This is a genomic window from Massilia sp. 01N417, from assembly GCF_056399645.1.
On the sequence record NZ_JBFTRS010000027.1, the window covers coordinates 13,776 to 35,068 of the forward strand.

Genomic DNA, 21,293 nt, shown 5'->3' on the forward strand with positions numbered 1-21,293 from the left:
TCAGCCTTTAACGTCCGCGGCCTTGGTTTCGGATTTGGAACCGATCGCGCCATCCTTCGGCAGGTCCGGCTTGTGGGCCAGCTTCTGCTCCAGATAGTGGATGTTGGTGCCGCCCTCGATGAAGCGGGCGTCGACCATCAGTTCGCGGTGCAGCGGGATATTCGTCAGGATACCCTCGACCACCATTTCCGACAACGCGATCTGCATGCGGCGGATCGCCTGCTCGCGGGTCGCGCCGTAGGCGATCACTTTGCCGATCATCGAGTCGTAGTGCGGCGGCACGTAGTAGCCGGCGTAGGAATGCGAATCGACGCGGATGCCGGGGCCGCCCGGCGGATGCCAGCTGGTGATGCGGCCCGGCGACGGGATGAACTTGAACGGATCTTCGGCGTTGATGCGGCACTCGATCGCGTGGCCCGACAGCATGATGTCGCGCTGCTTGAAGCGCAGGCGCTCGCCGCAGGCGATGCGGATCTGTTCCTGGACGATGTCGATCCCGGTGATCATCTCGGTGACCGGGTGCTCGACCTGCACGCGGGTGTTCATCTCGATGAAGTAGAACTCGCCGTCTTCATACAGGAACTCGAAGGTGCCGGCACCGCGGTAGCCGATCTTGCGGCAGGCTTCGGCGCAGCGCTCGCCGATCTTCTCGATCAGCTTGCGCGGGATGCCCGGTGCCGGCGCTTCCTCGATCACCTTCTGGTGGCGGCGCTGCATCGAGCAGTCGCGCTCGCCCAGCCAGACGGCCTGCTTGTGCTCGTCGGCCAGCACCTGGATCTCGATGTGGCGCGGATTTTCCAGGTACTTCTCCATATAGACTTCGGGATTTCCGAAGGCTGTGCCGGCTTCGGTCTTGGTCATCTGCACGGCGGACAGCAGGGCTGCCTCGGTGTGGACGACGCGCATGCCGCGGCCGCCGCCGCCGCCGGCGGCCTTGATGATGACCGGATAGCCGATCTTGCGCGCGGTCTGGATGATTTCCTTCGGCTCGTCCGGCAGGGCGCCTTCGGAACCCGGCACGCAGGGGACGCCGGCGCGGATCATCGCCTGCTTGGCCGACACCTTGTCGCCCATCATGCGGATCGATTCCGGACGCGGGCCGATGAAGACGAAGCCCGATTTCTCGACGCGTTCGGCGAAGTCGGCGTTTTCCGACAGGAAGCCGTAGCCCGGGTGGATCGCTTCGGCGTCGGTCACTTCGGCCGCGCTGATGATCGCCGGCATGCTCAGGTAGCTCTGCGCGGACTGCGCGGGACCGATGCAGACGGATTCGTCGGCCAGTTTCACGTACTTGGCGTCCTTGTCGGCCTCGGAGTGCACGACGACCGTCTTGATGCCCATCTCGCGGCAGGCGCGCTGGATACGCAGCGCGATTTCACCACGATTGGCGATAAGAATTTTTTCAAACATGGTATGCGGTGTTTCTGTGAGTGCCGGCGGAGCCGGATGCAACAGGAAGAAATGAATCGGGCCCGGCCCTCGTTTGAGAGTCCGGGCCTTGATGTTTGGTACTTAGCCGATCACGAACAGCGGCTGGCCGAATTCGACGGGCTGGCCGTTTTCCACCAGGATCTTGGTGACGGTGCCGGAGATGTCGGAATCGATTTCGTTCAGGAGCTTCATCGCTTCGATGATGCACAGGGTGTCGCCTTCCTTGACGGTGGCGCCGACTTCGACGAAGGCCGGAGCGCCCGGCGCCGACGAACGGTAGAAGGTGCCGACCATCGGCGACTTGACGACGTGGCCGGTCGGTTCGGCGGCTGCCGGCGCTGCGGCCGGGGCTGCAGGTGCCGGCGCGCCGGCGACGGCCGGTGCGGCGTACTGCTGGACGCCTTGCGGCGGAACCATGACCATCTGATTCTGGGGGATTGCGGAGGATTTGACGATGCGAACCTTGCTTTCGCCTTCGGTCACTTCGAGTTCAGCGATATCCGATTCGGCGACGAGGTCGATCAATGTCTTGAGTTTTCTTAGATCCATGTGAAACCCCTTGGAATTATTTGTAGTTGAATGCGGCGCGTCAGGTGGTTAGCGCGAGTCCGCACAGAATGCGTGAAGTTGACGTAGATTAACGCTCTTTGAGCGCGAAGTCGATGGCAAAGCGATATCCATCAGCTCCCAGTCCACAGATCGTCCCTTGCGCGATCGCAGATAAAAACGAGTGGTGACGAAACTCCTCACGCTTATAAATATTGGAGAGGTGGACTTCCACGAACGGGATCTCCACCGCCGCCAGCGCATCGCGCAGGGCGACGCTGGTATGGGTCAGCCCGCCCGGGTTGATGACGATTGCATCCACCCCTTCCTGCCTGGCGGCATGGATACGGTCGATCAACGCTCCCTCATGGTTGCTCTGGAAGCAATTAATGCTTGCTCCCACCGCTGCTGCCTGGGCAGTGGCGGCCTGCTCGATGTCGGCCAAGGTCGTTGCGCCGTACACCGCAGGCTCGCGCGTCCCCAATAAGTTCAGGTTGGGGCCATTGAGCAGCAGTAGCTTTTTCGCCATGATGAACCGTCTATTTGCCCGAAAGACAGGCATTTTGCCGCCAACATTGTGTGTTGGCAAGCGATAAAAAGCGCCAGGAATATAAGTGAACGACCGTTCGCTTGGGCGCCGCCAACATGCCGGATGCCTACAGCTTAGCGAGATCTGCCCGAAGTTGATCGAACTTCAAACGCCCCAGATAGGTCTTGCGCACCTGGCCGTCCGGGCCGATCAGCACCGTGAACGGCAAGCCGCCATTCACGTTGCCGAGTTCGCGGGACAGATCGGTGCCGCTCAGGCCGCCTACGTACAAGGGGTAGGACACCTTCGTCTTCTTGACGAATTCGGCGAGGTTCGCCGGCGAATCGATGCCGATGCCGATCACATTGAAGCGTTTGCCGCCATCCTTTGCGGCCAGCTCGGACAGTTCCGGCATCTCCTGCACGCAGGGCGCGCACCACGATGCCCAGAAATTCACCAGCAGCGGCTTGCCTTTCCACTGGCCCAGGGACTGGGATTTGCCGGACAGGTCGTTCAGCGACTGTGCATATAGATTGCTGACCGCGCTGTGCGGGCGGCCGTCGCTGGTTGGCGAATAGGCCGTGGTCAGCGGCCCCTTGGCTTCCTGCTTGACGGCGGCGATGGCGCCGAACACGGCAAAGGCGGCGGCCAGGATGGCGTAGCCGGCCAGGTTCTTCCTATTCATCTTGCTCCAGGGTTTCATCGGTAATCATCAGGGCGCGCAGGCCGGCCGCGTCCACGCGCTGCAGGCGGCCGTCGGCGCGCGGTTTCAGGGCGCCGCGCAAGTCGTTCATTTCATACAGCTCGGCGTGGACGGTCTCCTTCTTCCATTGAAAGCTGACGGTCTCGACCGGCTCGTGGCGGCCGCCCTTGAAGTGCGGCGTTTCCGAGATGTCGATGTCGACGTTGCGGTTCAACAGGAAGATCTCGACTTCCTTGGCGCTGTCGGCGAACAGCTGCAGGTGGATGTCGTCGTGCTCGCCCGCGGTGCCGTTCAGCACGGCGCCGGTGAGGTAGGGCCGGAATTCGGCCAGCTGCTCCATCACTTCGAGGGCGGTGCCGCGCAGATGCTGCAGGCGGGCGGCCTGGGCCGGCCCCTGGAACAGGGACTGGTAGCGGCGCACTTCGTCTTCGACCTGGAGATTGTCCGGTAAATAGTTGGGGGAGGGCCGGTCCACGCCCAGCACCTGGCGGGCGGCCTTCGCCTTGGCGGTGGCATAGTCGGCCCCGTCCTGCGCAATCATGCGCGCGGCGGTGGCCGCAATGCGTGCGCGTAACTGTTGGAGGTCGTCATTTGGCGTTGGCATCATGTCCGTGATCATACTCTTGAACGGAAAATGGCATCGTGTCGGGTAAAATCGCGTATTCGCAATTTTCCCGGCAGTAGCGCCAACAAACATGCACATCCACATCCTCGGCATTTGCGGCACCTTCATGGGCGGGCTGGCAGTCCTGGCAAAAGAGGCCGGCCACCGCGTTACCGGGTGCGACGCCAACGTCTATCCTCCGATGAGCACCCAGCTCGAAGCCCAGGGCATCGAGCTGATCCAGGGCTACAGCCCGGACCAGGTGGCCCTCGAGCCCGACCTCTACGTGATCGGGAATGTGATGACGCGTGGCAATCCGCTGATCGAGGAAATCCTGAACCGCGGCCTTCCTTATATGTCGGGCCCGCAGTGGATCGGTGAACATATCTTGCGTAATAAATGGGTGCTGGCCGTCGCCGGTACCCACGGCAAGACCACGACCACCTCGATGCTGGCCTGGATCCTCGAAGATGCCGGCTATTCGCCGGGCTTCCTGATCGGCGGCGTGCCGATGAACTTCGGCATCTCGGCGCGCCTGTCGGGCGAAGCGGAATCCGACTTCTTCGTCATCGAAGCCGACGAGTACGACACCGCCTTCTTCGACAAGCGCTCCAAGTTCGTGCATTACCACGCCAAGACGGCGGTGCTGAACAATCTCGAATACGACCACGCCGACATCTTCCCGGACATCGGCGCCATCGAGACCCAGTTCCACCACCTGGTGCGCACCGTGCCCGGCGTCGGCCGCCTGATCGTGAACGGCGACGAAGCCTCGCTGGCGCGCGTGCTCAAGCGCGGCTGCTGGAGCGAGAAAGAAGCCTTCGGCGCATCCGAAGGCGTGAACTGGAGCCTGGTCGAGCATCCGGGCGGTTCCAGCTTCGACGTGCTGTTCAATGGAGAAGTCCAGGGCACCGTGCACTGGGACCTGACCGGCCACCACAACCGCAACAATGCGCTGGCCGCGATCGCCGCCGCCCGCCACGTCGGCGTACCGCCGGCCCAGGCGATCGAATCGCTGGCGCGCTTCCAGAGCGTCAAGCGGCGCATGGAAGTGCGCGGCGTGGTGAAGGACGTGACCGTGTACGACGACTTCGCCCACCACCCGACCGCGATCGCGACCACGGTGGCCGGCCTGCGCCAGAAGATCGGGACGACGGGCCGCATCCTGGCCGTGCTCGAGCCGCGCTCCAATACCATGAAGCTGGGCGCGATGAAGGATGCGCTGCCGGGCAGCCTGAAGGATGCCGACCTGGTGTTCGGCTTCGGCAGCCAGCAGGCGCTGGGCTGGTCGCTGGCCGATGCCCTGAAACCGCTGGGCGGCATCGCCCACAGCTTCGACCAGCTCGACTATTTGGTGAAGGCCGTCGTGCAGGCCGCCCAGCCGGGCGACCACATCCTCGTGATGAGCAACGGCGGCTTCGGCGGCGTGCACCAGAAGCTGCTGGAGGCGCTGGGCGAATGAGCGGTGCAGCGCATTTGCTATACCTGCACGGCTTCCGCTCCTCGCCGAAATCCTTCAAGGCGCGGGTGGTGCAGCAGCGCATGGCGCAGCTTGGCTGCGCATCGCAGCTGATCTGCCCGCAGCTGCCGGCCTCGCCCAAAGCGGCAATGGAACTGGTGCTGACCCTGGTCGAACGCCACCGGGACAACCTGGCCATCGTCGGCTCCTCGCTGGGCGGCTTCTACGCCACCTGGCTGGCCGAGCGCTTCGGCTGCCGCGCGGTGCTGATCAATCCGGCGGTCGATCCGCTGAAGGACCTGGACAAGCATGTCGGCGTGACCACCGCCTGGCATTCCGACGAGCCCTTCGAGTTCAGGCGCGAGTACATCGACGAGCTGGCCGATTTGCGCGTGGCGCGGATCACCCGTCCCGAACGCTACTTCCTGCTGGCCGCCACCGGCGACGAGGTGCTGGATTACCGCGACATGGTTGCCCACTACGCCGGCGCCCGCCAGCACGTGATCGAGGGCAGCGACCATGCGGTGTCGGAATTCGAACAGTATGTCGGCGAGGTGCTGGACTTCTGTAGATCGGGCCCGGCATCGTGAGGCCGGCGTCGCTGCGCCGGGCCCGCTGGCTGGGGCATCCGGATGGCGTGGGCGCCGGCGCCGCCATGCGCGACTGGCTGACCACGCCGGGTTCGCTGACCGCGCGCCTGATCGCGCACAGCCGCCAGTTCCGCGTGCAGAAGCTGCGCCAGGAGACTAATCTGTGCCTGGCGGACGAAGCCGCGGCGATCGGCCTCGCGCGGCCGCGCCGCGTGTGGGAACGCGAGGTGCTGCTGCGCTGCGACGGCGAGCCGGTGGTCTACGGCCATACCGTGGTGCCGATGAGCGCGACGGCGCAGGACTGGCCGCTGTTCTCGGCGCTGGGCGAGCGCTCGCTCGGCACCACCCTGTTCCACGATCCGCTGGTCAGGCGCGGCCAGCTCGAGTTTGCCCGGATCCGCCCGGGCCATCCCCTGCTGGCGCGCGTGCAAGCGGCGCTCGCCCGGGAGGGCCGGAGCCTGGGGTCCGATACCGTCTACCATGCACGGCGTTGCGTCTATCGCCGCCGTCAAGGCCTGCTGCTGGTCACCGAGGTATTCTTGCCCGCGGTGCTGAACCTGGCGGCGGTCGCAACCAATTTGAACACGAAATAACATGAACCTCTTTTTCGAAGAATCCGGCGACTTCAAGGTCGGCACCGTGCTGTCGCAGGCGGGCGAGGCCTACCAGGTCGAAATGCCGAGCGGTAAGCGCACCAAGGTCAAGACCCGCGACGTGCTGCTGCAGTTCGACAAACCCGATCCTGCCACGCTGCTGGAGCAGGCCAAGACGGTGGCCGGCGACGTCGACCTCGAATTCCTGTGGGAAGTCGCAGGCCAGGAAGAGTTCGGCTTTGCCGAGCTGGGCGCCGAATACTTCGGCCACGCGCCGCTGCCCTTCGAGGCCGCCGGCCTGGTGCTGGCGCTGCACAACGCGCCCATCTATTTCTACAAAAAGGGCCGCGGCCGCTACAAGGCCGCGCCGGAACAGTCGCTGCGCGCGGCCCTGGCCGGTATCGAAAAGAAAAAGCAGCAGGCCCTCGTGCAGGCTTCCTACGTCGAGGAACTGAAGGCGGGCCGCCTCCCTGGCGCCATGCAGCCGCTGGTGCAGCAACTGCTGTTCAAGCCGGATAAGAACGGCATCGAATACAAGGCCCTGGAAACCGCCGCCAGCGAATTGCAGACCACCGCCCAGCGCCTGATGCTGAGCACGGGCGGCATCGCTTCGGCCAAGGACCTGCACATGTCGCGCTTCCTGTTCGAGCACTTCCCGCGCGGCGCCGGCTTCCCGCCGGTGCCGGTACCTGGCGTGCCGCTTGAGCTGCCGCTGGCGAAGGTGGCGGCGTTCTCGATCGACGACGTGACCACCACCGAGATCGACGACGCCCTGTCGGTCGAACACCTGGACGACGGCACGGTGCGGGTCGGCATCCACATCGCCGCGCCGGGCCTGGCGATCCGCCCCGACGACGCGCTCGACAAGATCGCGCGCGCGCGCATGTCGACCGTGTATATGCCGGGCGATAAGATCACCATGCTGCCGGACGAAGTGGTGGAAGCCTATACCCTGGCCGAGGGCAGGGATTGCCCGGCGCTGTCGCTGTACGCGACCCTGGATCCGGACACCTGGTCGGTGCTGTCGACCGAGACCCGCGCCGAGCGCGTGCCGATCAAGACCAACCTGCGCCTCAACGAACTCGATGCGCTGGTGACCGAGGAGGTGCTGGACAGCGGCAGCGGCGACTACCCGCACAAGGACGAACTGAGTCTGCTGTGGAAGTGGGCGCTGCAGCTCGAGGCCGGCCGCATGAAGAAGCGCGAAGCCTTCGGCCTGAAGCCGGAGCAGGGCAACCGCGTCGACTTCAACTTCTACGTCGAGGACGACGTGGTGACCATCGTCCGCCGCAAGCGCGGCGCGCCGCTGGACAAGATCGTGGCCGAGCTGATGATCTTCGCCAACAGCACCTGGGGCAAGCTGCTGCACGACTCCGGCGTGCCGGGCATCTACCGCTCGCAGGGACCGGGCGCCGGCGGCTGGAACGCCAAGATCCAGGTGCGCATGGTGACCCACGCGGCCCCGCACCAGGGCCTGGGCGTCGACCAGTATGCCTGGAGCACCTCGCCGCTACGCCGCTATACGGACCTGGTCAACCAGTGGCAGATCCTGGCCTGCGCCGAGCACGGCGTGACGGCGCCGCTGGTGGCCCCGTTCAAGCCGCGCGACGCCACCCTGTTCTCGATCGTCTCGGCCTTCGACGCCGCCTATGCGGCCTATAACGAATTCCAGCAGAACATGGAACGCTACTGGTGCCTGCGCTGGCTGGGCCAGGAAAACGCGCGCCAGGTGGAAGCGGTGGTGCTGAAGGACGAGGTGCTGCGCCTGGTCGAGATCCCGCTGGTGATCCGCCTGCCGGGCATGCCGCAGGTGGCCCGCGGCGCCCAGGTCCGCCTGGACATCGTGCGCTGGGACGAGGTCGACCTGTCGCTGGAAGCCCGCCTGCTCGAGGTGGCCGAGCCGGCGCCGGATGCGGCCGCGGCGCTCGAGTTCGAGGAGGAGGAAGAGGCGGCGTCGACGGCCGAGGATACCGGCGAGGCGGCGGCTGCGGAGGCGGTCGAGGCTGAGGGTTCCGTTACCGTGACGGATCCGGTGACGCAGACTGACGTGCCTGCGGCTTGATTTGCGGCTGATCGTGCAAACTTGGATTCCCGCCTGCGCGGGAACGACGACCTACTGCCGTCATTCCCGCGAAGGCGGGAATCCAAGTCCGTCGAACAGTGAATACTTATGCATTCACTGTTGGCTGTTGAATAACCGAACTTAAAACCCCAACAACCCACTGTTGCTAGCAAGACTGTTTGTTGCCGCAGGGACTAACAAACTCCTTCCCGCCCACGGTAGAATGGGTAGTTCCGTACTCCCAACCGTCCCGTCCCGCAGCACGTGAAGAGCCTTCGACACAACCGCCCCCTGACGATCGCCATTGCCTTCTCGGTGCTGGCGCACGCCTCCCTGCTGGCGATCCGCTTCGCCGCGCCGGACGCGTTCCGGCTGCAGCCGACCGATCCGGGGCTGGAAGTCATCCTGGTCAATGCCAAGCACGAGCGCGCGCCGGTCAAGGCCGAGGCGCTGGCCCAGGCCAACCTCGACGGCGGCGGCAATGCCGATGCCGGCCGCGCCCAGTCGCCGCTGCCGGACCTGCGCAAGATCGAGGACGGCGACAGCATCAAGGCCCTGCAGCGCCGCATCGCCGACCTGGAACAGCGCCAGAAACTGCTGACCCAGACCCACCCGTCCGCGTTCGTCGCGCCGCCGATCGCCCAGCAGGACAAGCCCGATCCCTCGCGCAACGGCGCCGACATGCTCGAGACCAGCCGCGCCATCGCGCGCCAGACGGCCGAGATCACCCAGCGCATCGCCGACCAGAACAAGCGCCCGAAGAAGACTTTCATCAGCCCGAGCACGCGCGGGGTCGGCTACGCCGTCTATTACAAGGCGCTGCAGAAGCGGGTGGAGGAGGTCGGCACCCTCGGCTTTCCGCAGCAGAACGGCCGCAAGCTGTACGGCGAGCTGGTGATGTACATCCCGGTATTCCAGGACGGCAGCATCTATGAAAAGGAAGGCGGACCGCGCATCGAGCGTTCGTCGGGCAACCGCGCGCTGGACCAGGCCGCGCTGGGCATCGTGCGGCGCGCGGCGCCGTTCGGCAAATTCCCGGCCAATATGCGCTCCACCGACAAGGACGACCTGTGGATCGTCATCACGACCTTCACCTTCACCCGGGAAGGCAAGCTGCAGGCCGAACTGCGCGAAGAAAAGGGAGCATGAGCTTAGATGAGCGATAAATACTGCGTGATCGGCAATCCGATCGCCCACAGCAAGTCACCGGACATCCACGCCGCCTTCGCGCTCGAAACCAGCCAGGACATCGTCTACGAGCGCTGCCTGGCGCCGCTGGACGGCTTCAGGGACACCGTGCAGGGGCTGATCGCGCGCGGCTACCGCGGCGCCAACGTCACCGTGCCCTTCAAGCTGGAAGCGGCGGCCCTCGCCACCCGGCTGGAACAGCGCGCGCGCCTGGCCGGCGCCGTCAACACCTTGCGCTTCGAGGATGGCGAGATCGTCGGCGACAATACCGACGGCCCCGGCCTGGTCGCCGACATCGTACGCAATGCGGGCGTGCCCCTGACCGGCAAGCGGGTGCTGCTGCTGGGCGCGGGCGGCGCGGCGCGCGGCGTGGTGCTGCCGATCCTGCAGCACGGCCCCGCAACGATCGTGATCGCCAACCGCACCCGTGCCACCGCCGACGCCCTGGTTGCGCAGTTCGCGGCGCAGACTGCGCATCCGGACCAGGTATCCGCTTGCGGCTTCGAGGACATCGACGCCGCCTTCGACGTCGTCATCAACGCCACCTCCGCCAGCCTGTCGAGCGCGATGCCGCCGGTGCCGGCGCTGGCGTTTTGCCAGGACACGCTGGCATTGGATATGATGTACGGGAAAATGCCGAGCCCGTTCATGGAATTCGCCGCCAGCCATGGCGCCGCGACCCGCGACGGCCTGGGCATGCTGGTCGAGCAGGCCGCCGAAGCCTTCGCCATCTGGCGCGGGGTGCGGCCGCAGACCTCCACCATCCTGGAACAGATGCGGCGACAGCTATGATGAAAGCGCTCAGGGCGGGTCTTGCCGCCGGTGGCAAGACTGCCAGCACGGCCAGCGGCAAGAGCCGCCGCCGCTGGCTGAAATGGATCGTCCTGGGACCTCTGCTGCTGGTGCTGCTGATCCAGCTGTACTTCTTCGTGACGATACTCTGGTGGACCCAGTTCAATCCATCGTCGACCAGCATGATGCGCCAGCAGCTGTCGGTGTTGCGCGAAAAGAATCCGAACGCGAAGCTGGAACAGGTCTGGGTGCCTTACGAGCGCATCTCGGACAACCTGAAGCGCGCGGTGATCGCCTCCGAAGACGCCAACTTCACCGAACACGACGGCGTCGACTGGGAAGCGCTGGAAAAAGCCTGGCAGCGCAACAACAAGCGTCACAAGGTGATCGGCGGCGGTTCCACCATCACCCAGCAGCTGGCGAAGAACCTTTTCCTGTCCGGCTCGCGCAACTACCTGCGCAAGGGCCAGGAACTGGTCATCGCCTACATGCTGGAGGCGGTGATGAGCAAGCAGCGCATCCTCGAAATCTACCTGAACGTGGTCGAATTCGGCCGCGGCGTGTTCGGCGCCGAAGCCGCCGCCCGCCACTATTACAAGACCTCGGCCGCCCGCCTCGACCCGACCCAGGCCGCGCGCCTGGCCGTGATGCTGCCGAACCCCCGCTACTACGACGCCCACCGCCAGACCAACTACCTGTCGCGCCGCACCGGCGTCATCCAGCGCCGCATGAACGCCGCCGACCTCCCCTGAAATTCGGGGTTGAAATTCGGGGTCAGAGCACATTATTCGCTTGATTCGGGGTCAGAGCACATTTCGCGGCCTGGTCACGCGGCGCGCATTGGCTGCCTATCCGAGGCTTGGGGCGCAAAAACGTTGTGCGATTGCTGCAATTATTCCGAGGCGTCATTTCCCCAAAATGTGCTCTGACCCCGAATTTTTGGCGAAATGTGCTCTGACCCCGAATTGATGGTGTCGTAAAGCAAATTTGTTGCCTACGGGGTGGCCGGGCTCAGGGCTTACGGGTACACTTGCGCTGTTTCCGAATCCGGCCGAGAAAGCAGCGCATGATCAATGTATTTGTCCTACAAAATGGCCGACTGAACCAGGTAGCGATTGCGTCGCGCGCCGATCTGGAGAAAGTAACGCCCGTCTGGGTCGACCTGACCGATCCCACCGACGAAGAGCGTGCCGTGGTCAAGGCCATGTATGGCGTGATCCTGCCGGGCGAGGACGAAGTATCCGACATCGAAGCCTCGGCCCGCTACTACGAGGCGGAAAACGGCGACCTGCACCTGCGCACCGACTTCCTGCGCGAGGAAGAGGACGGTCCCTCGCGCATCGTCACCGTGGCCTTCATCCTGGCCAAGAAGATCCTGTTTTCGGTACACAACGACGACCTGCCGGTGTTCCGCCTGGTGCGCCTGCGCGCGCGTTCGCGTCCCGGCTCGATCGAAGACTACATGGACGTGCTGCTCGACCTGTACGCGACCGATGCCGAGTACTCGGCGGACGCGCTCGAGGGCATCTACGAGAGCCTGGAAGAGGTCAGCCAGCGCGTGCTGCAGAAGGAGTTCACCGACCAGGATGCGGCCGCCGCGCTGAATGCGATCGCCCACGAGGAAGACTTGAACGGCCGCATCCGCCGCAACATGATGGACACCCGGCGCGCGGTCAGCTTCCTGATGCGCGGCCGCCTCCTCAATGCGGAACAGTTCGAGGAAGCGCGCCAGATCCTGCGCGACATCGAATCGCTGGACGGCCACACGTCCTTCCTCTTCGACAAGATCAACTTCCTGATGGACGCCACCGTCGGCTTCATCAACATCAACCAGAACAAGATCATCAAGATCTTCTCGGTGGCCTCGGTGGCCTTCCTGCCGCCGACCCTGATCGCCAGCATCTACGGCATGAACTTCAAGTTCCTGCCCGAGCTGGACTGGAAATTCGGCTATGGCTGGTCGCTGAGCCTGATGCTGATCAGCGCGATCGCGCCTTTCCTGTATTTCCGCCACCGCGGCTGGCTGAAATAAGACGCTGGCCGCGCCGCCGGCCTCAATGCTTCAGGTTGATGAACATATTGACCGCGAAGGCCACGATCCCCAGCGCGGCGACGATCTCCGCCAGCGCCAGCACGGGCGCCACGCCGACCTGGCCGAACAGCAGCAGGCCCAGCGCCGACATCATCACCGGCAGCGCCAGGTTCAGCAGCCAGAAGTGCAGCCGCGCCAGGCGGCTTTCGCCGGCCTTCGGAAACACGCTGTAGATCAGGCCGGCCAGCGCCATCGTGGTCCAGCCCAGCAGGTTGATGTGGGCGTGCACCGGGCGCAGCGTGAAGTTCTGGCTGGCGCCCATGGCGATGCCCATCGAAATGCCGATGATGAGGTAGACCACCGACAGCTTCAGCCAGACGATGCCGGCGGTCGAGAAGCGGGCTGCGGAAGAGGTGACAGTGCTTTGCATGATATTTTTCCCGTACGATGTAGTTTTGGAATCTGGATCGCGAACCGATCCCCCAGTACATACAGCGTAGTCAGGGATGCCGCCGCGGTGCAGCCCCATACGTGGGGGATGGCGCGCTACCGTTTGCCGAAAGGGTGAAAATGCAACGCATCAGGAAGTCGGGTTTCGCATTGGCATGCATGGCGCTGACCCTGGCCACGGCCGCCCCCGCAGCGACGCCGGCGTCGTCGTGGCGCCTGTCGCCCGAGGGCTACGGCCCGTTCAAGATCGGCATGCGCTTCGCCCAGGTGCGCAAGCTGGCGCCGCGGCTGCGGCCGACCGAAGCCTCGCTGCAGGTCAGCCCGGGCTGCGATTACCTGTCCCTGCCCGGACACCGCGGCGTGGGGTTGATGTTCATCGACGGCAGGCTGCGGCGCATCGACCTGTCCCAGCCCGGGCTGCTTACCACGCGCGGCGTCGGCCCCGGCGATACCGTGGCACGGGTGCTGCAGGCCTATCCCGGCCTGGAAGCGACGCCGCGCGCCTACGTCGAGAACGAGCAGAGCCTCACCCGTCACGCCGGCTCCAACGCCATCCGCTTCGAGACCATCAAGGGCCGCATCGACGATGTCTATGCCGGCCGCTGGGCCGAGGTCCAGCTCATGGAGGAGTGCAGCTAGCCGGGCTCACATCGTCGCGAACATCGCCACCACGGCCACCAGCATGACGGCCACGCCGAACCAGCCGATCACGGTGTGGCGGGTGCTCAGCGTATAGCTGCCCATGATCTTGCGGTTATGCGCCAGCATCATCATGACGGTCATGATCGGCACCGCGATCACGCCGTTGATCTGGGCCGACAGCACCAGGGCCGCGATCGGATCGATCGGGGCGAAGTCGAGCAGCACGCCGCCCAGCGTCGCCAGCGCGATGATGCCGTAGAACTCGCGCGCCTCGACCACCTTCAGGTCCAGGCCATTGCGCCAGCGGAAGCTTTCGGTGACGGCATAGGCGGCCGAGCCGGCCAGTACCGGCACCGCCAGCATGCCGGTGCCGATGATTCCCAGCGCGAACAGCAGGAAGGCGAATTCGCCCGCCACCGGACGCAGGGCTTCGGCGGCCTGGCTCGATGACTGGATGTCGGTGATGCCGTGCGCGCCCAGGGTCACCGCCGTGGTCAGGATGATGAAGAAGGCGACCAGGTTCGAGAAGCCCATGCCGATCAGGGTGTCGGCGCGGATGCGCCTGAGCTGGGCCTTGGCATCCTTGGGCCGGGTGCGCAGGGCGCGGGTGTTGCGATCGTTGCGGATCTCCTCGACTTCCTGCGAGGCCTGCCAGAAGAACAGGTAGGGGCTGATCGTGGTGCCGAACACGGCGACGACCAGGGCCACCGAGTCCTTGGTGAAGCTGAAGTGCGGCCACACGGTGCGCGCCAGCACCTCGGTCCAGGGCATGTGCACGGCGAAGGCGGTGGCAACGTAGGCCAGCAGGCCGAGGGTCAGCCATTTCAGGTAGCGCACATAGGTGCTGTAGGGCAGGAAGACCTGTAGAAGCAGGCACAGGATGCCGAAGCCCAGCGAATACATGTGCTGCGACCCGACGCCGGTCACCAGGCGCAGGGCTTCGCCCATGGCGGCGATGTCGGCGGCGATGTTGATCACGTTCGCCACCAGCAGGAGCAGCACCACCACGTACAGCAGCCAGGGCGGATAGGCGCGGCGGATGTTGGCGGCCAGCCCGCGTCCGGTGACGCGGCCGATGCGCGCCGACACCAGCTGGATGCCGACCATGAAGGGATAGGTCAGCACCAGGGTCCACAGGGTATTGAAGCCGAATTGCGCGCCGGCCTGGGAATAGGTGGCGATGCCGGATGGATCGTCGTCCGCTGCGCCGGTGATGAGGCCGGGGCCGAGGGATTTGAGGGTGGCGTTGTCGGTGAGACGGCGGAAGAGCTTGAACTTGGACTTCATGGCGGCCGACGAGGATGGGTCGGCGCGGAGTGTAGCACGGCGGGAACCCCGGACGGGGCCGCCGCCGTGAAAATAAGCCAGGCCTAAGTGATCGACCGAGCGATCGACTAAGCGATGCGCGCGAACACGCGGCGCGCCGCGGCGATCGTTTCGTCGATCACGGCATCGTCGTGGGCCGCGGAGACGAAGCCGGCTTCGAACATCGCCGGCGCGAAGTAGACGCCTTCGTCCAGCATGCCGTGGAAGAAGCGGTTGAAGCGCTCCTTGTCGCCGGCCATCATCTGGCCGTAGCTCGACGGGACGTGGTGCGAGAAGTACATGCCGAACATGCCGCCGACGGCATCCGCGCAGAAGGCGATGCCGGCTTCCTTTGCCGCCGCGGTGAGGCCGTCGACCAGGCGGGTGGTCTGCGCCGACAGCTTCTCGTAGAAGCCCGGTTCCTGCACCAGCTTCAGGGTGGTCATGCCGGCGGCCACCGCCACCGGGTTGCCGGACAGGGTGCCGGCCTGGTAGACCGGGCCGATCGGCGCCATATTGTGCATCAGCTCGGCACGTCCGCCGAAGGCCGCCACCGGCAGGCCGCCGCCGATCACCTTGCCCAGCGCGGTCAGGTCCGGGGTGATGCCGTACAGGGCCTGGGCGCCGCCGAGGCCGACGCGGAAGCCCGACATCACTTCGTCGAAGATCAGGATCGCGCCGTACTCGGTGCACAGCTCGCGCATGCGGCGCAGGAATTCCGGCGTCGCGCGGATCAGGTTCATGTTGCCGGCCACGGCTTCCACGATCACGCAGGCGATGGTGTCGCCCATCGATTCGAAGGCGTCTTCCAGCTGCGGGATGTTGTTGTAGTCGAGGACCAGGGTGTGCTTGACGAAGTCTTCCGGCACGCCGGCCGAGGTCGGGTTGCCGAAGGTGAGCAGGCCGGAACCGGCCTTCACCAGCAGGGAGTCGGCGTGGCCGTGGTAGCAGCCTTCGAACTTGACGATCTTGTCGCGGCCGGTGGCGCCGCGCGCCAGGCGCAGCGCGCTCATGGTCGCTTCGGTGCCGGAGGAGACCAGGCGCACCTGCTCGATCGAAGGCACCAGGCGGCAGATCTCTTCGGCGATCTCGATCTCGCCTTCGGTCGGGGCGCCGAAGGACAGGCCTTGCGCGGCGGCGTCCTGCACCGCCTTCACCACTTGCGGATGGGCGTGGCCGACGATCGCCGGGCCCCACGAGCCGATGTAGTCGATGTAGCGCTTGCCGTCCGCGTCCCAGAAGTAGGGACCTTCGGCGCGGGTGATGAAGCGCGGGGTGCCGCCGACCGAGCGGAAGGCGCGGACCGGGGAGTTCACGCCGCCCGGCGTGGTCTGCTGGGCGCGGGCGAACAGGGTGTCGTTCCTGGAGGTGTGTTCGGTATGTTCAGTCATGATTGTTCTTCTTGTACAGTTTGTTGGGAATGAGCCTGCCCATGCCGAAGCGGCAGGCATGCTGCAGGGTGCCGAAAGTGTAGTCCTGGGCCCAGGCCAGGGCCTCGATCGCGTCCATGCCCCGCGCCATGCGCGCCGCCAGCGCGGCCGACAGCGTGTTGCCGGCGCCGACGAAGGGGCCGGGCAAATGCTGGTTCCAGGACAGGCTGACGGCCAGGCCGTCGGGATCGTACAGGTTGTCGGCGCGGACGCCGTCGCCGCCGCCGATGCCGGTGACCAGCACGTGGCCGCAGCCGAAGCCGGTCAGCTCGGCCGCGTCCTCGGCCACGGTGGCGATCGATCCCGGGTCGCGCCAGCAGTCGGCGAAGCGCGCCAGCTCGGGCTGGGACATCACCAGCACGTGCGCCTGCGGCACCAGCAGCTGGTGGATCAGGGTCAGGATGTCGTCGTCGCGCACGCCGCAGTCCGGCAGGCCGGAGGTGAAGGGGTCGAGGATCAGCGGCACCTGGGCATAGTCGGAAACGATTTCCGCGATCGCGGCGATCTGCTCGAGGCTGGCCATGGTGCCGACCTTGATCGCCGCGATCGGCATGTCCTCGAGCAGCATGCGGGCCTGTTCGACCACGCTGCTGGACTCGATGGGATGGATGTCGTCGACGCGCGCGGAATCGGCCACCAGCAGCCCGGTTACCACCGACAGGCCATGGCAACCGTGCATGGCGAAGACGGCCACGTCGGACTGGATGCCCATTGCGCCGACCGGATCGGCCGGCCCGAAGGTGAGGATGAGTGGAGACGGTTGGTTTTGCACAGGCGTTAGATTAAGATACCTGACTCCCATTTTACTAGATGGGAACCGCCATAACCTACTACGCGTCGCAGGACGCTCCAGCTTCCGCTCGCTACGGTCATGGAGGTCCCTGATGCTTTACCTAATTTTATATAGAAGGATTCGACGTGAGCAACGAAACGCAGACTTACCAAACCTGGATGTGCCTGATTTGTGGGTGGGTCTACGACGAAGCCGCAGGCAGCCCGGAAGACGGCATCGCGCCCGGCACCCGCTGGGCCGACGTGCCGATGAACTGGACTTGCCCGGAATGCGGCGCGCGCAAGGACGATTTCGAAATGACCGCCATCTGAGTTCTCGTTTTAGCCAGCAAAACTGGGGCATTTCCGCCTTCGGCAATGCCTTCTTGCCAAGCTTCTTGCCAATCCATCATCGCAACGGTTTTCACCTAGTTGACGTATAGCAACACTTCGCGCACAAGGCCAGCGCCCTATGCTATCGTGCGGGTTCATGCTGAAGTGAAACTAATATGACGACCCAAGCGACAGGCCTGAAGATCATGGTGATCGACGACAGCAGCACGATCCGCCGCTCCGCCGAGATCTTCCTGACCCAGGCCGGGTACCAGGTGGTGCTGGCGGAAGACGGCTTCGATGCGCTGGCCAAGATCAACGACCATCAGCCGGCGCTGGTGTTCTGCGACATCCTGATGCCGCGCCTGGACGGCTACCAGACCTGCGCCCTGATCAAGAAGAGCGCGAAATTCCATGCGACCCCGGTAGTGATGCTGTCCTCCAAGGACGGCCTGTTCGACCGCGCGCGCGGCGCGATGGTCGGCTCGATCGCCTACCTCACCAAACCGTTTTCCAAAGACAGCCTGCTGGCGGCCGTGCGCGATCACACGGCCGCGGCGGCATGAATACTCCGGAGCCCATCGTGGCCATACAAAAGATCCTGATCGTCGACGATTCCCCGACCGAACGCTACTACCTGACCGACATCCTGGTGCGCAACGGCTTCACCGTCACCACCGCCGAGAACGGCGAGGAGGCGCTGGCCAAGATCCGCGCCGAGCGTCCTGAACTGATCCTGATGGACGTCGTCATGCCGGGTGCGAACGGCTTCCAGATCACGCGTTCGATCACGCGCGATCCCGAACTGGCTTCGGTGCCGATCATCATCTGCAGCAGCAAGAACCAGGAAACCGACCGCATCTGGGGCATGCGCCAGGGCGCGAAGGATTACTTCGTCAAGCCGGTCGACGCGCAAGCGCTGCTGGCCAGGATCGCCGCCCTCGGCGCCTGACCATGGCCGGCCTCGATCCCGCCGCCCGGCGCGCCCGGCTGCGCCAGTACCAGGAAGAGCTGCTCGAGCGCGTGCAGGCCGCCCGCACCGGCAGCGGCCAGCGCACGCACGAACTGGGCGTCGAGATCGGCGGCGAGCGCTACCTGCTCGACCTGCTCGAAGCCGGCGAGATCGTGCCGGTGCCGGCGCTCACCACGGTGCCGCTGACCCAGCCCTGGTACCTGGGGCTGGCCAACATCCGCGGCAGCCTGGTCGGCGTGGTCGACCTGGCGCGTTTTCTTGGTGCCCAGGAAGGCGCCGCCATCGGCCCGGCCACGCGCCTGGTCACCTTCGCACCAAGCCTCGGCCTGCCCTGCGGCTTCCTGGCCGCGCGCGTGCACGGGCTGCGCCAGGCGGCCGACATGACCCCGCAGGACGGCCGCCTGGTCGACGCCGACGGCAATGCCTGGACGCCGCTGGCGCTGGCCGCGCTGGCGCAGGACGAGCGCTTCCTGCAGGTTGGCCTTTAAAAACAAATAACGACAACAGGTTCAGGACTGGAGCTGGAATGGGATTCGCATCTAAACTCTCGGTGAATTTTCTCCCCAAGGACAAGGACGACGGCGCCACCGTGCTGGCTTCGCCCGACACCCAGTTCGGCGTCGGCGTGATGCCCGCCGCCGGCATCGCCGATCCTGCGCCGTCCTCCGGTTCGGCCGACGAGGCCGCCGAACGGCTCGGCAACCTGGCCGGCCGCAAGCAGCGCGCCGCCGCAGCAGCTGCCGCCACCGGGAGCGACGACGAGGACCTGCGCCTGCCGCTGATCGGCCACCTGTCGCTGCCGCGCCAGCTGCGGATCCTGCTGGTGGCCTTCGCGGTCGGCATCCTGGTCACCATCTTCTCGCTGTGGCGCAACGCCGGCAGCGGCGCGGTGGCGTCCAGTCAGACCCAGATCGCCAGCGAAGCGCTGATGCACTCGCAGCGCGTCGGCAAGGCGGCGCCGAACGCGATGCAGGGCCACCCGGACGCCTTCGCCCAGCTGCAGGACAGCCAGCTGGCCCTGGGACGCCAGTTGGTCCTGCTGGCCAAGGGCGGCGAATACAACGGCCACGAGATTCCTGCCGCGTCCGGCGACACCCTGGGCCAGCTGGCCAAGGTACGCGCCAAGTGGAAGGGCTCGGATGATGCCGCCGCCAGCATCCTCAAGATGAAACCCGAGCTGGTCGGCTTCGACAAGAGCCTCAAGCAGCTCAACATCCTGTCGCCGGAAATGCTGGCGCTGACCGAAGAGATCCTGACCCAGCGCACCGCGAAGGGCGGCAGCCCGCGCGAACTGGCCGCGCTCGGCCGCCTGATGATGCTGACCCAGCGCCTGTCGCGCAGCGCCAGCGAATTCCTGACCTCGGGCGGTATCAGCCCGGAAACCGCGTTCCAGATGGGCCGCGACACCGCCACCTTCCGCGCCACCGTCGACGGCCTGCTGCACGGGAACGCCCAGCTCGGGCTGGCGCCGCTGCGCGAGGACGACCTGCGCGCGAAGCTGGAGGAAGTCCAGTCCAAGTTCGAGGTCTGCCAGAAGGTGGTGGCGTCCTTCCTGAACAACCTGTCCGACCTGACCGCCGCCAAGGCCGCCGAACAGACCATCTTCCGCGACAACGAAGACCTGCGTGCCCAGCTGACCGCGCTGCAGGGCGATTTCCGTACCGGCGAAAGCGTCAAGGGCCCGTGGTTCTGGCTGCTGGTGGCGGCCTCGATCTTCACCCTGGCGATGGCCGGCAGCATCTCGCGCGTGATGCTGCAGGACTCGCGCAACCGCACCCGCGGCGCCGACGCCCGCCGCCAGGAAGCGGAAGCGATGCGTCTGCTGGCCCAGGCCAAGGAAGAGGAGGCGAAGGCCACCAACGACCAGAACCAGGCCGCGATCCTGCGCCTGATGAACGAGCTGCAGGAAGTGGCGGACGGCGACCTGACCGTCTACGCCACCGTGTCCGAAGACATCACCGGCGCGATCGCCGACTCGGTCAACTACACGGTCGAGGAATTGCGCGGCCTGGTGGTGCGCGTCATCGACACCGCCGGAAAGGTCACGCAGGCGTCGAACCAGGCGCAGAAGATCTCGAGCGACCTGCTGGTCGCGGCCGGCCAGCAGGCCCGCGAGATCCAGGACACCTCGTCGACCATGCTGCAGATGGCGGGCGAGATCACCGGCGTGTCGCAGTCGGCCAACGAATCGGCCGAGGTGGCGCGGCAATCGGTGGCGGCGGCGGAGCAGGGCGCGACCGCGGTGCAGAACGCGATCAAGGGCATGGGCGAGATCCGCGAGCAGATCCAGGAAACCTCGAAGCGCATCAAGCGCCTGGGCGAATCCTCGCAGGAGATCGGCGAGATCACCGAGCTGATCTCGGACATCACCGAACAGACCAACGTGCTGGCGCTGAACGCGGCGATCCAGGCGGCGTCGGCCGGCGAGGCAGGACGTGGCTTCTCGGTGGTGGCGGAAGAGGTGCAGCGCCTGGCGGAACGTTCCGGCGAGGCGGCCAAGCAGATCGGCGCGCTGGTGCGTACCATCCAGACTGACACCCACGACGCCGTGGCGGCGATGGAGAAGTCGACCCAGGGCGTGGTCGAGGGTGCGCGCCTGTCGGACGCCGCCGGCGCCGCGCTGGCCGACATCTCGCGCGTGTCGAACCGCCTGGCCGAGCTGATCCAGGGCATTTCGACCGCGACCGGCATGCAGGCGACGTCCGCGAACGGGGTGGCGCACAATATGCAGCACATCCTGGCGATCACCGGACAGGCGCAGGACGGCACGCAGCAGACCGCGCAGTCGATCCGCGAACTGGCCATGCTCGCGCAGGAGCTGAAAAACTCGGTGTCGCGCTTCCGCGTCTCCGCCGCTTAA

Annotated in this window: 23 protein-coding genes; 14 read left to right on the forward strand and 9 right to left on the reverse strand. The window is 65.6% G+C overall.

Translation table 11 applies throughout. The features are described 5' to 3' along the window. The 5 genes from accC to AC1DOQ_RS23350 form a co-directional block, all read right to left on the reverse strand. On the reverse strand, positions 1-1,410 hold the full coding sequence (accC, locus tag AC1DOQ_RS23330) for an acetyl-CoA carboxylase biotin carboxylase subunit (protein ID WP_477369621.1): 1,410 nt from the start codon (positions 1,408-1,410) through the stop codon (positions 1-3). A 102-nt stretch (positions 1,411-1,512) separates the two neighbouring features. Continuing rightward, positions 1,513-1,980 (reverse strand): acetyl-CoA carboxylase biotin carboxyl carrier protein, encoded by a 468-nt coding sequence (gene accB, locus AC1DOQ_RS23335; RefSeq protein WP_477369623.1) that lies wholly within the window; start codon positions 1,978-1,980, stop codon positions 1,513-1,515. Positions 1,981-2,068: 88 nt separating this feature from the next. Continuing rightward, positions 2,069-2,506: a type II 3-dehydroquinate dehydratase gene (gene aroQ / locus AC1DOQ_RS23340; protein ID WP_477369625.1), complete on the reverse strand. Its 438-nt coding sequence runs from the start codon at positions 2,504-2,506 to the stop codon at positions 2,069-2,071. A gap of 127 nt (positions 2,507-2,633) precedes the next feature. Next, positions 2,634-3,191, reverse strand: coding sequence for a TlpA family protein disulfide reductase (locus AC1DOQ_RS23345; protein WP_477369627.1), 558 nt, complete (start codon positions 3,189-3,191; stop codon positions 2,634-2,636). Continuing rightward, positions 3,184-3,816: a hypothetical protein gene (locus AC1DOQ_RS23350; RefSeq protein WP_477369629.1), complete on the reverse strand. Its 633-nt coding sequence runs from the start codon at positions 3,814-3,816 to the stop codon at positions 3,184-3,186. Before AC1DOQ_RS23350 ends, AC1DOQ_RS23345 begins: the two co-directional genes overlap by 8 nt. Before the next feature lie 88 nt (positions 3,817-3,904). Between AC1DOQ_RS23350 and mpl the strand changes: the two genes are divergently transcribed. The 8 genes from mpl (at position 3,905) to corA (ending at position 12,529) form a co-directional block, all read left to right on the forward strand. Beyond that, positions 3,905-5,275, forward strand: a complete 1,371-nt coding sequence (mpl, locus tag AC1DOQ_RS23355; protein ID WP_477369631.1) for a UDP-N-acetylmuramate:L-alanyl-gamma-D-glutamyl-meso-diaminopimelate ligase — start codon at positions 3,905-3,907, stop codon at positions 5,273-5,275. Then, positions 5,272-5,862: a YqiA/YcfP family alpha/beta fold hydrolase gene (locus AC1DOQ_RS23360; protein WP_477369633.1), complete on the forward strand. Its 591-nt coding sequence runs from the start codon at positions 5,272-5,274 to the stop codon at positions 5,860-5,862. The genes mpl and AC1DOQ_RS23360 overlap by 4 nt, the downstream gene beginning before the upstream one ends. Further along, positions 5,859-6,455 (forward strand): chorismate--pyruvate lyase family protein, encoded by a 597-nt coding sequence (locus tag AC1DOQ_RS23365; RefSeq protein WP_477369635.1) that lies wholly within the window; start codon positions 5,859-5,861, stop codon positions 6,453-6,455. The genes AC1DOQ_RS23360 and AC1DOQ_RS23365 overlap by 4 nt, the downstream gene beginning before the upstream one ends. Before the next feature lies 1 nt (position 6,456). Beyond that, entirely contained in the window at positions 6,457-8,517 is a 2,061-nt protein-coding gene (locus AC1DOQ_RS23370; RefSeq protein ID WP_477369637.1) for a ribonuclease catalytic domain-containing protein, read from the forward strand. Between the two features lie 264 nt (positions 8,518-8,781). Then, positions 8,782-9,666 (forward strand): TonB C-terminal domain-containing protein, encoded by an 885-nt coding sequence (locus AC1DOQ_RS23375; RefSeq protein ID WP_477369639.1) that lies wholly within the window; start codon positions 8,782-8,784, stop codon positions 9,664-9,666. Positions 9,667-9,672: 6 nt separating this feature from the next. Beyond that, positions 9,673-10,497 carry a shikimate dehydrogenase gene (aroE, locus tag AC1DOQ_RS23380; protein WP_477369641.1) on the forward strand — a complete coding sequence of 275 codons (825 nt, stop codon included), beginning with the start codon at positions 9,673-9,675 and terminating at the stop codon, positions 10,495-10,497. Beyond that, on the forward strand, positions 10,497-11,249 hold the full coding sequence (gene mtgA, locus AC1DOQ_RS23385) for a monofunctional biosynthetic peptidoglycan transglycosylase (RefSeq protein ID WP_477369746.1): 753 nt from the start codon (positions 10,497-10,499) through the stop codon (positions 11,247-11,249). The genes aroE and mtgA overlap by 1 nt, the downstream gene beginning before the upstream one ends. A 314-nt stretch (positions 11,250-11,563) precedes the next feature. Further along, positions 11,564-12,529 (forward strand): magnesium/cobalt transporter CorA, encoded by a 966-nt coding sequence (gene corA / locus AC1DOQ_RS23390; RefSeq protein WP_477369643.1) that lies wholly within the window; start codon positions 11,564-11,566, stop codon positions 12,527-12,529. Between the two features lie 22 nt (positions 12,530-12,551). On the opposite strand, the gene AC1DOQ_RS23395 is transcribed toward corA, so the two are convergent. Then, a complete protein-coding gene (locus AC1DOQ_RS23395; RefSeq protein ID WP_477369645.1) occupies positions 12,552-12,959 on the reverse strand; it encodes a hypothetical protein in 408 nt (135 codons plus the stop codon). A gap of 140 nt (positions 12,960-13,099) precedes the next feature. Between AC1DOQ_RS23395 and AC1DOQ_RS23400 the strand changes: the two genes are divergently transcribed. Next, positions 13,100-13,618, forward strand: a complete 519-nt coding sequence (locus tag AC1DOQ_RS23400; RefSeq protein ID WP_477369647.1) for a hypothetical protein — start codon at positions 13,100-13,102, stop codon at positions 13,616-13,618. Positions 13,619-13,624: 6 nt separating this feature from the next. Here the strand turns inward: AC1DOQ_RS23400 and AC1DOQ_RS23405 are convergent, their stop codons facing one another. The 3 genes from AC1DOQ_RS23405 to thiD all read right to left on the reverse strand — a co-directional run bounded on the left by AC1DOQ_RS23405 (position 13,625) and on the right by thiD (position 17,128). Then, positions 13,625-14,908 (reverse strand): NRAMP family divalent metal transporter, encoded by a 1,284-nt coding sequence (locus AC1DOQ_RS23405; protein WP_477369649.1) that lies wholly within the window; start codon positions 14,906-14,908, stop codon positions 13,625-13,627. A 107-nt stretch (positions 14,909-15,015) separates the two neighbouring features. Then, positions 15,016-16,317 carry a glutamate-1-semialdehyde 2,1-aminomutase gene (hemL, locus tag AC1DOQ_RS23410; RefSeq protein ID WP_477369651.1) on the reverse strand — a complete coding sequence of 434 codons (1,302 nt, stop codon included), beginning with the start codon at positions 16,315-16,317 and terminating at the stop codon, positions 15,016-15,018. Then, on the reverse strand, positions 16,310-17,128 hold the full coding sequence (gene thiD / locus AC1DOQ_RS23415) for a bifunctional hydroxymethylpyrimidine kinase/phosphomethylpyrimidine kinase (RefSeq protein WP_477369653.1): 819 nt from the start codon (positions 17,126-17,128) through the stop codon (positions 16,310-16,312). Before thiD ends, hemL begins: the two co-directional genes overlap by 8 nt. 179 nt (positions 17,129-17,307) lie before the next feature. On the opposite strand from thiD, the gene AC1DOQ_RS23420 reads away from it, so the two are divergent. The 5 genes from AC1DOQ_RS23420 to AC1DOQ_RS23440 all read left to right on the forward strand — a co-directional run bounded on the left by AC1DOQ_RS23420 (position 17,308) and on the right by AC1DOQ_RS23440 (position 21,293). Next, positions 17,308-17,460: a rubredoxin gene (locus AC1DOQ_RS23420; RefSeq protein WP_477369748.1), complete on the forward strand. Its 153-nt coding sequence runs from the start codon at positions 17,308-17,310 to the stop codon at positions 17,458-17,460. 176 nt (positions 17,461-17,636) lie between these two features. Beyond that, positions 17,637-18,026 (forward strand): response regulator, encoded by a 390-nt coding sequence (locus AC1DOQ_RS23425; RefSeq protein WP_477369655.1) that lies wholly within the window; start codon positions 17,637-17,639, stop codon positions 18,024-18,026. A 17-nt stretch (positions 18,027-18,043) separates the two neighbouring features. Next, positions 18,044-18,412, forward strand: a complete 369-nt coding sequence (locus AC1DOQ_RS23430) for a response regulator transcription factor (protein WP_477369657.1) — start codon at positions 18,044-18,046, stop codon at positions 18,410-18,412. A 2-nt stretch (positions 18,413-18,414) separates the two neighbouring features. Beyond that, positions 18,415-18,921, forward strand: coding sequence for a chemotaxis protein CheW (locus AC1DOQ_RS23435; protein WP_477369659.1), 507 nt, complete (start codon positions 18,415-18,417; stop codon positions 18,919-18,921). Positions 18,922-19,061: 140 nt separating this feature from the next. Further along, positions 19,062-21,293 (forward strand): methyl-accepting chemotaxis protein, encoded by a 2,232-nt coding sequence (locus AC1DOQ_RS23440; protein ID WP_477369750.1) that lies wholly within the window; start codon positions 19,062-19,064, stop codon positions 21,291-21,293.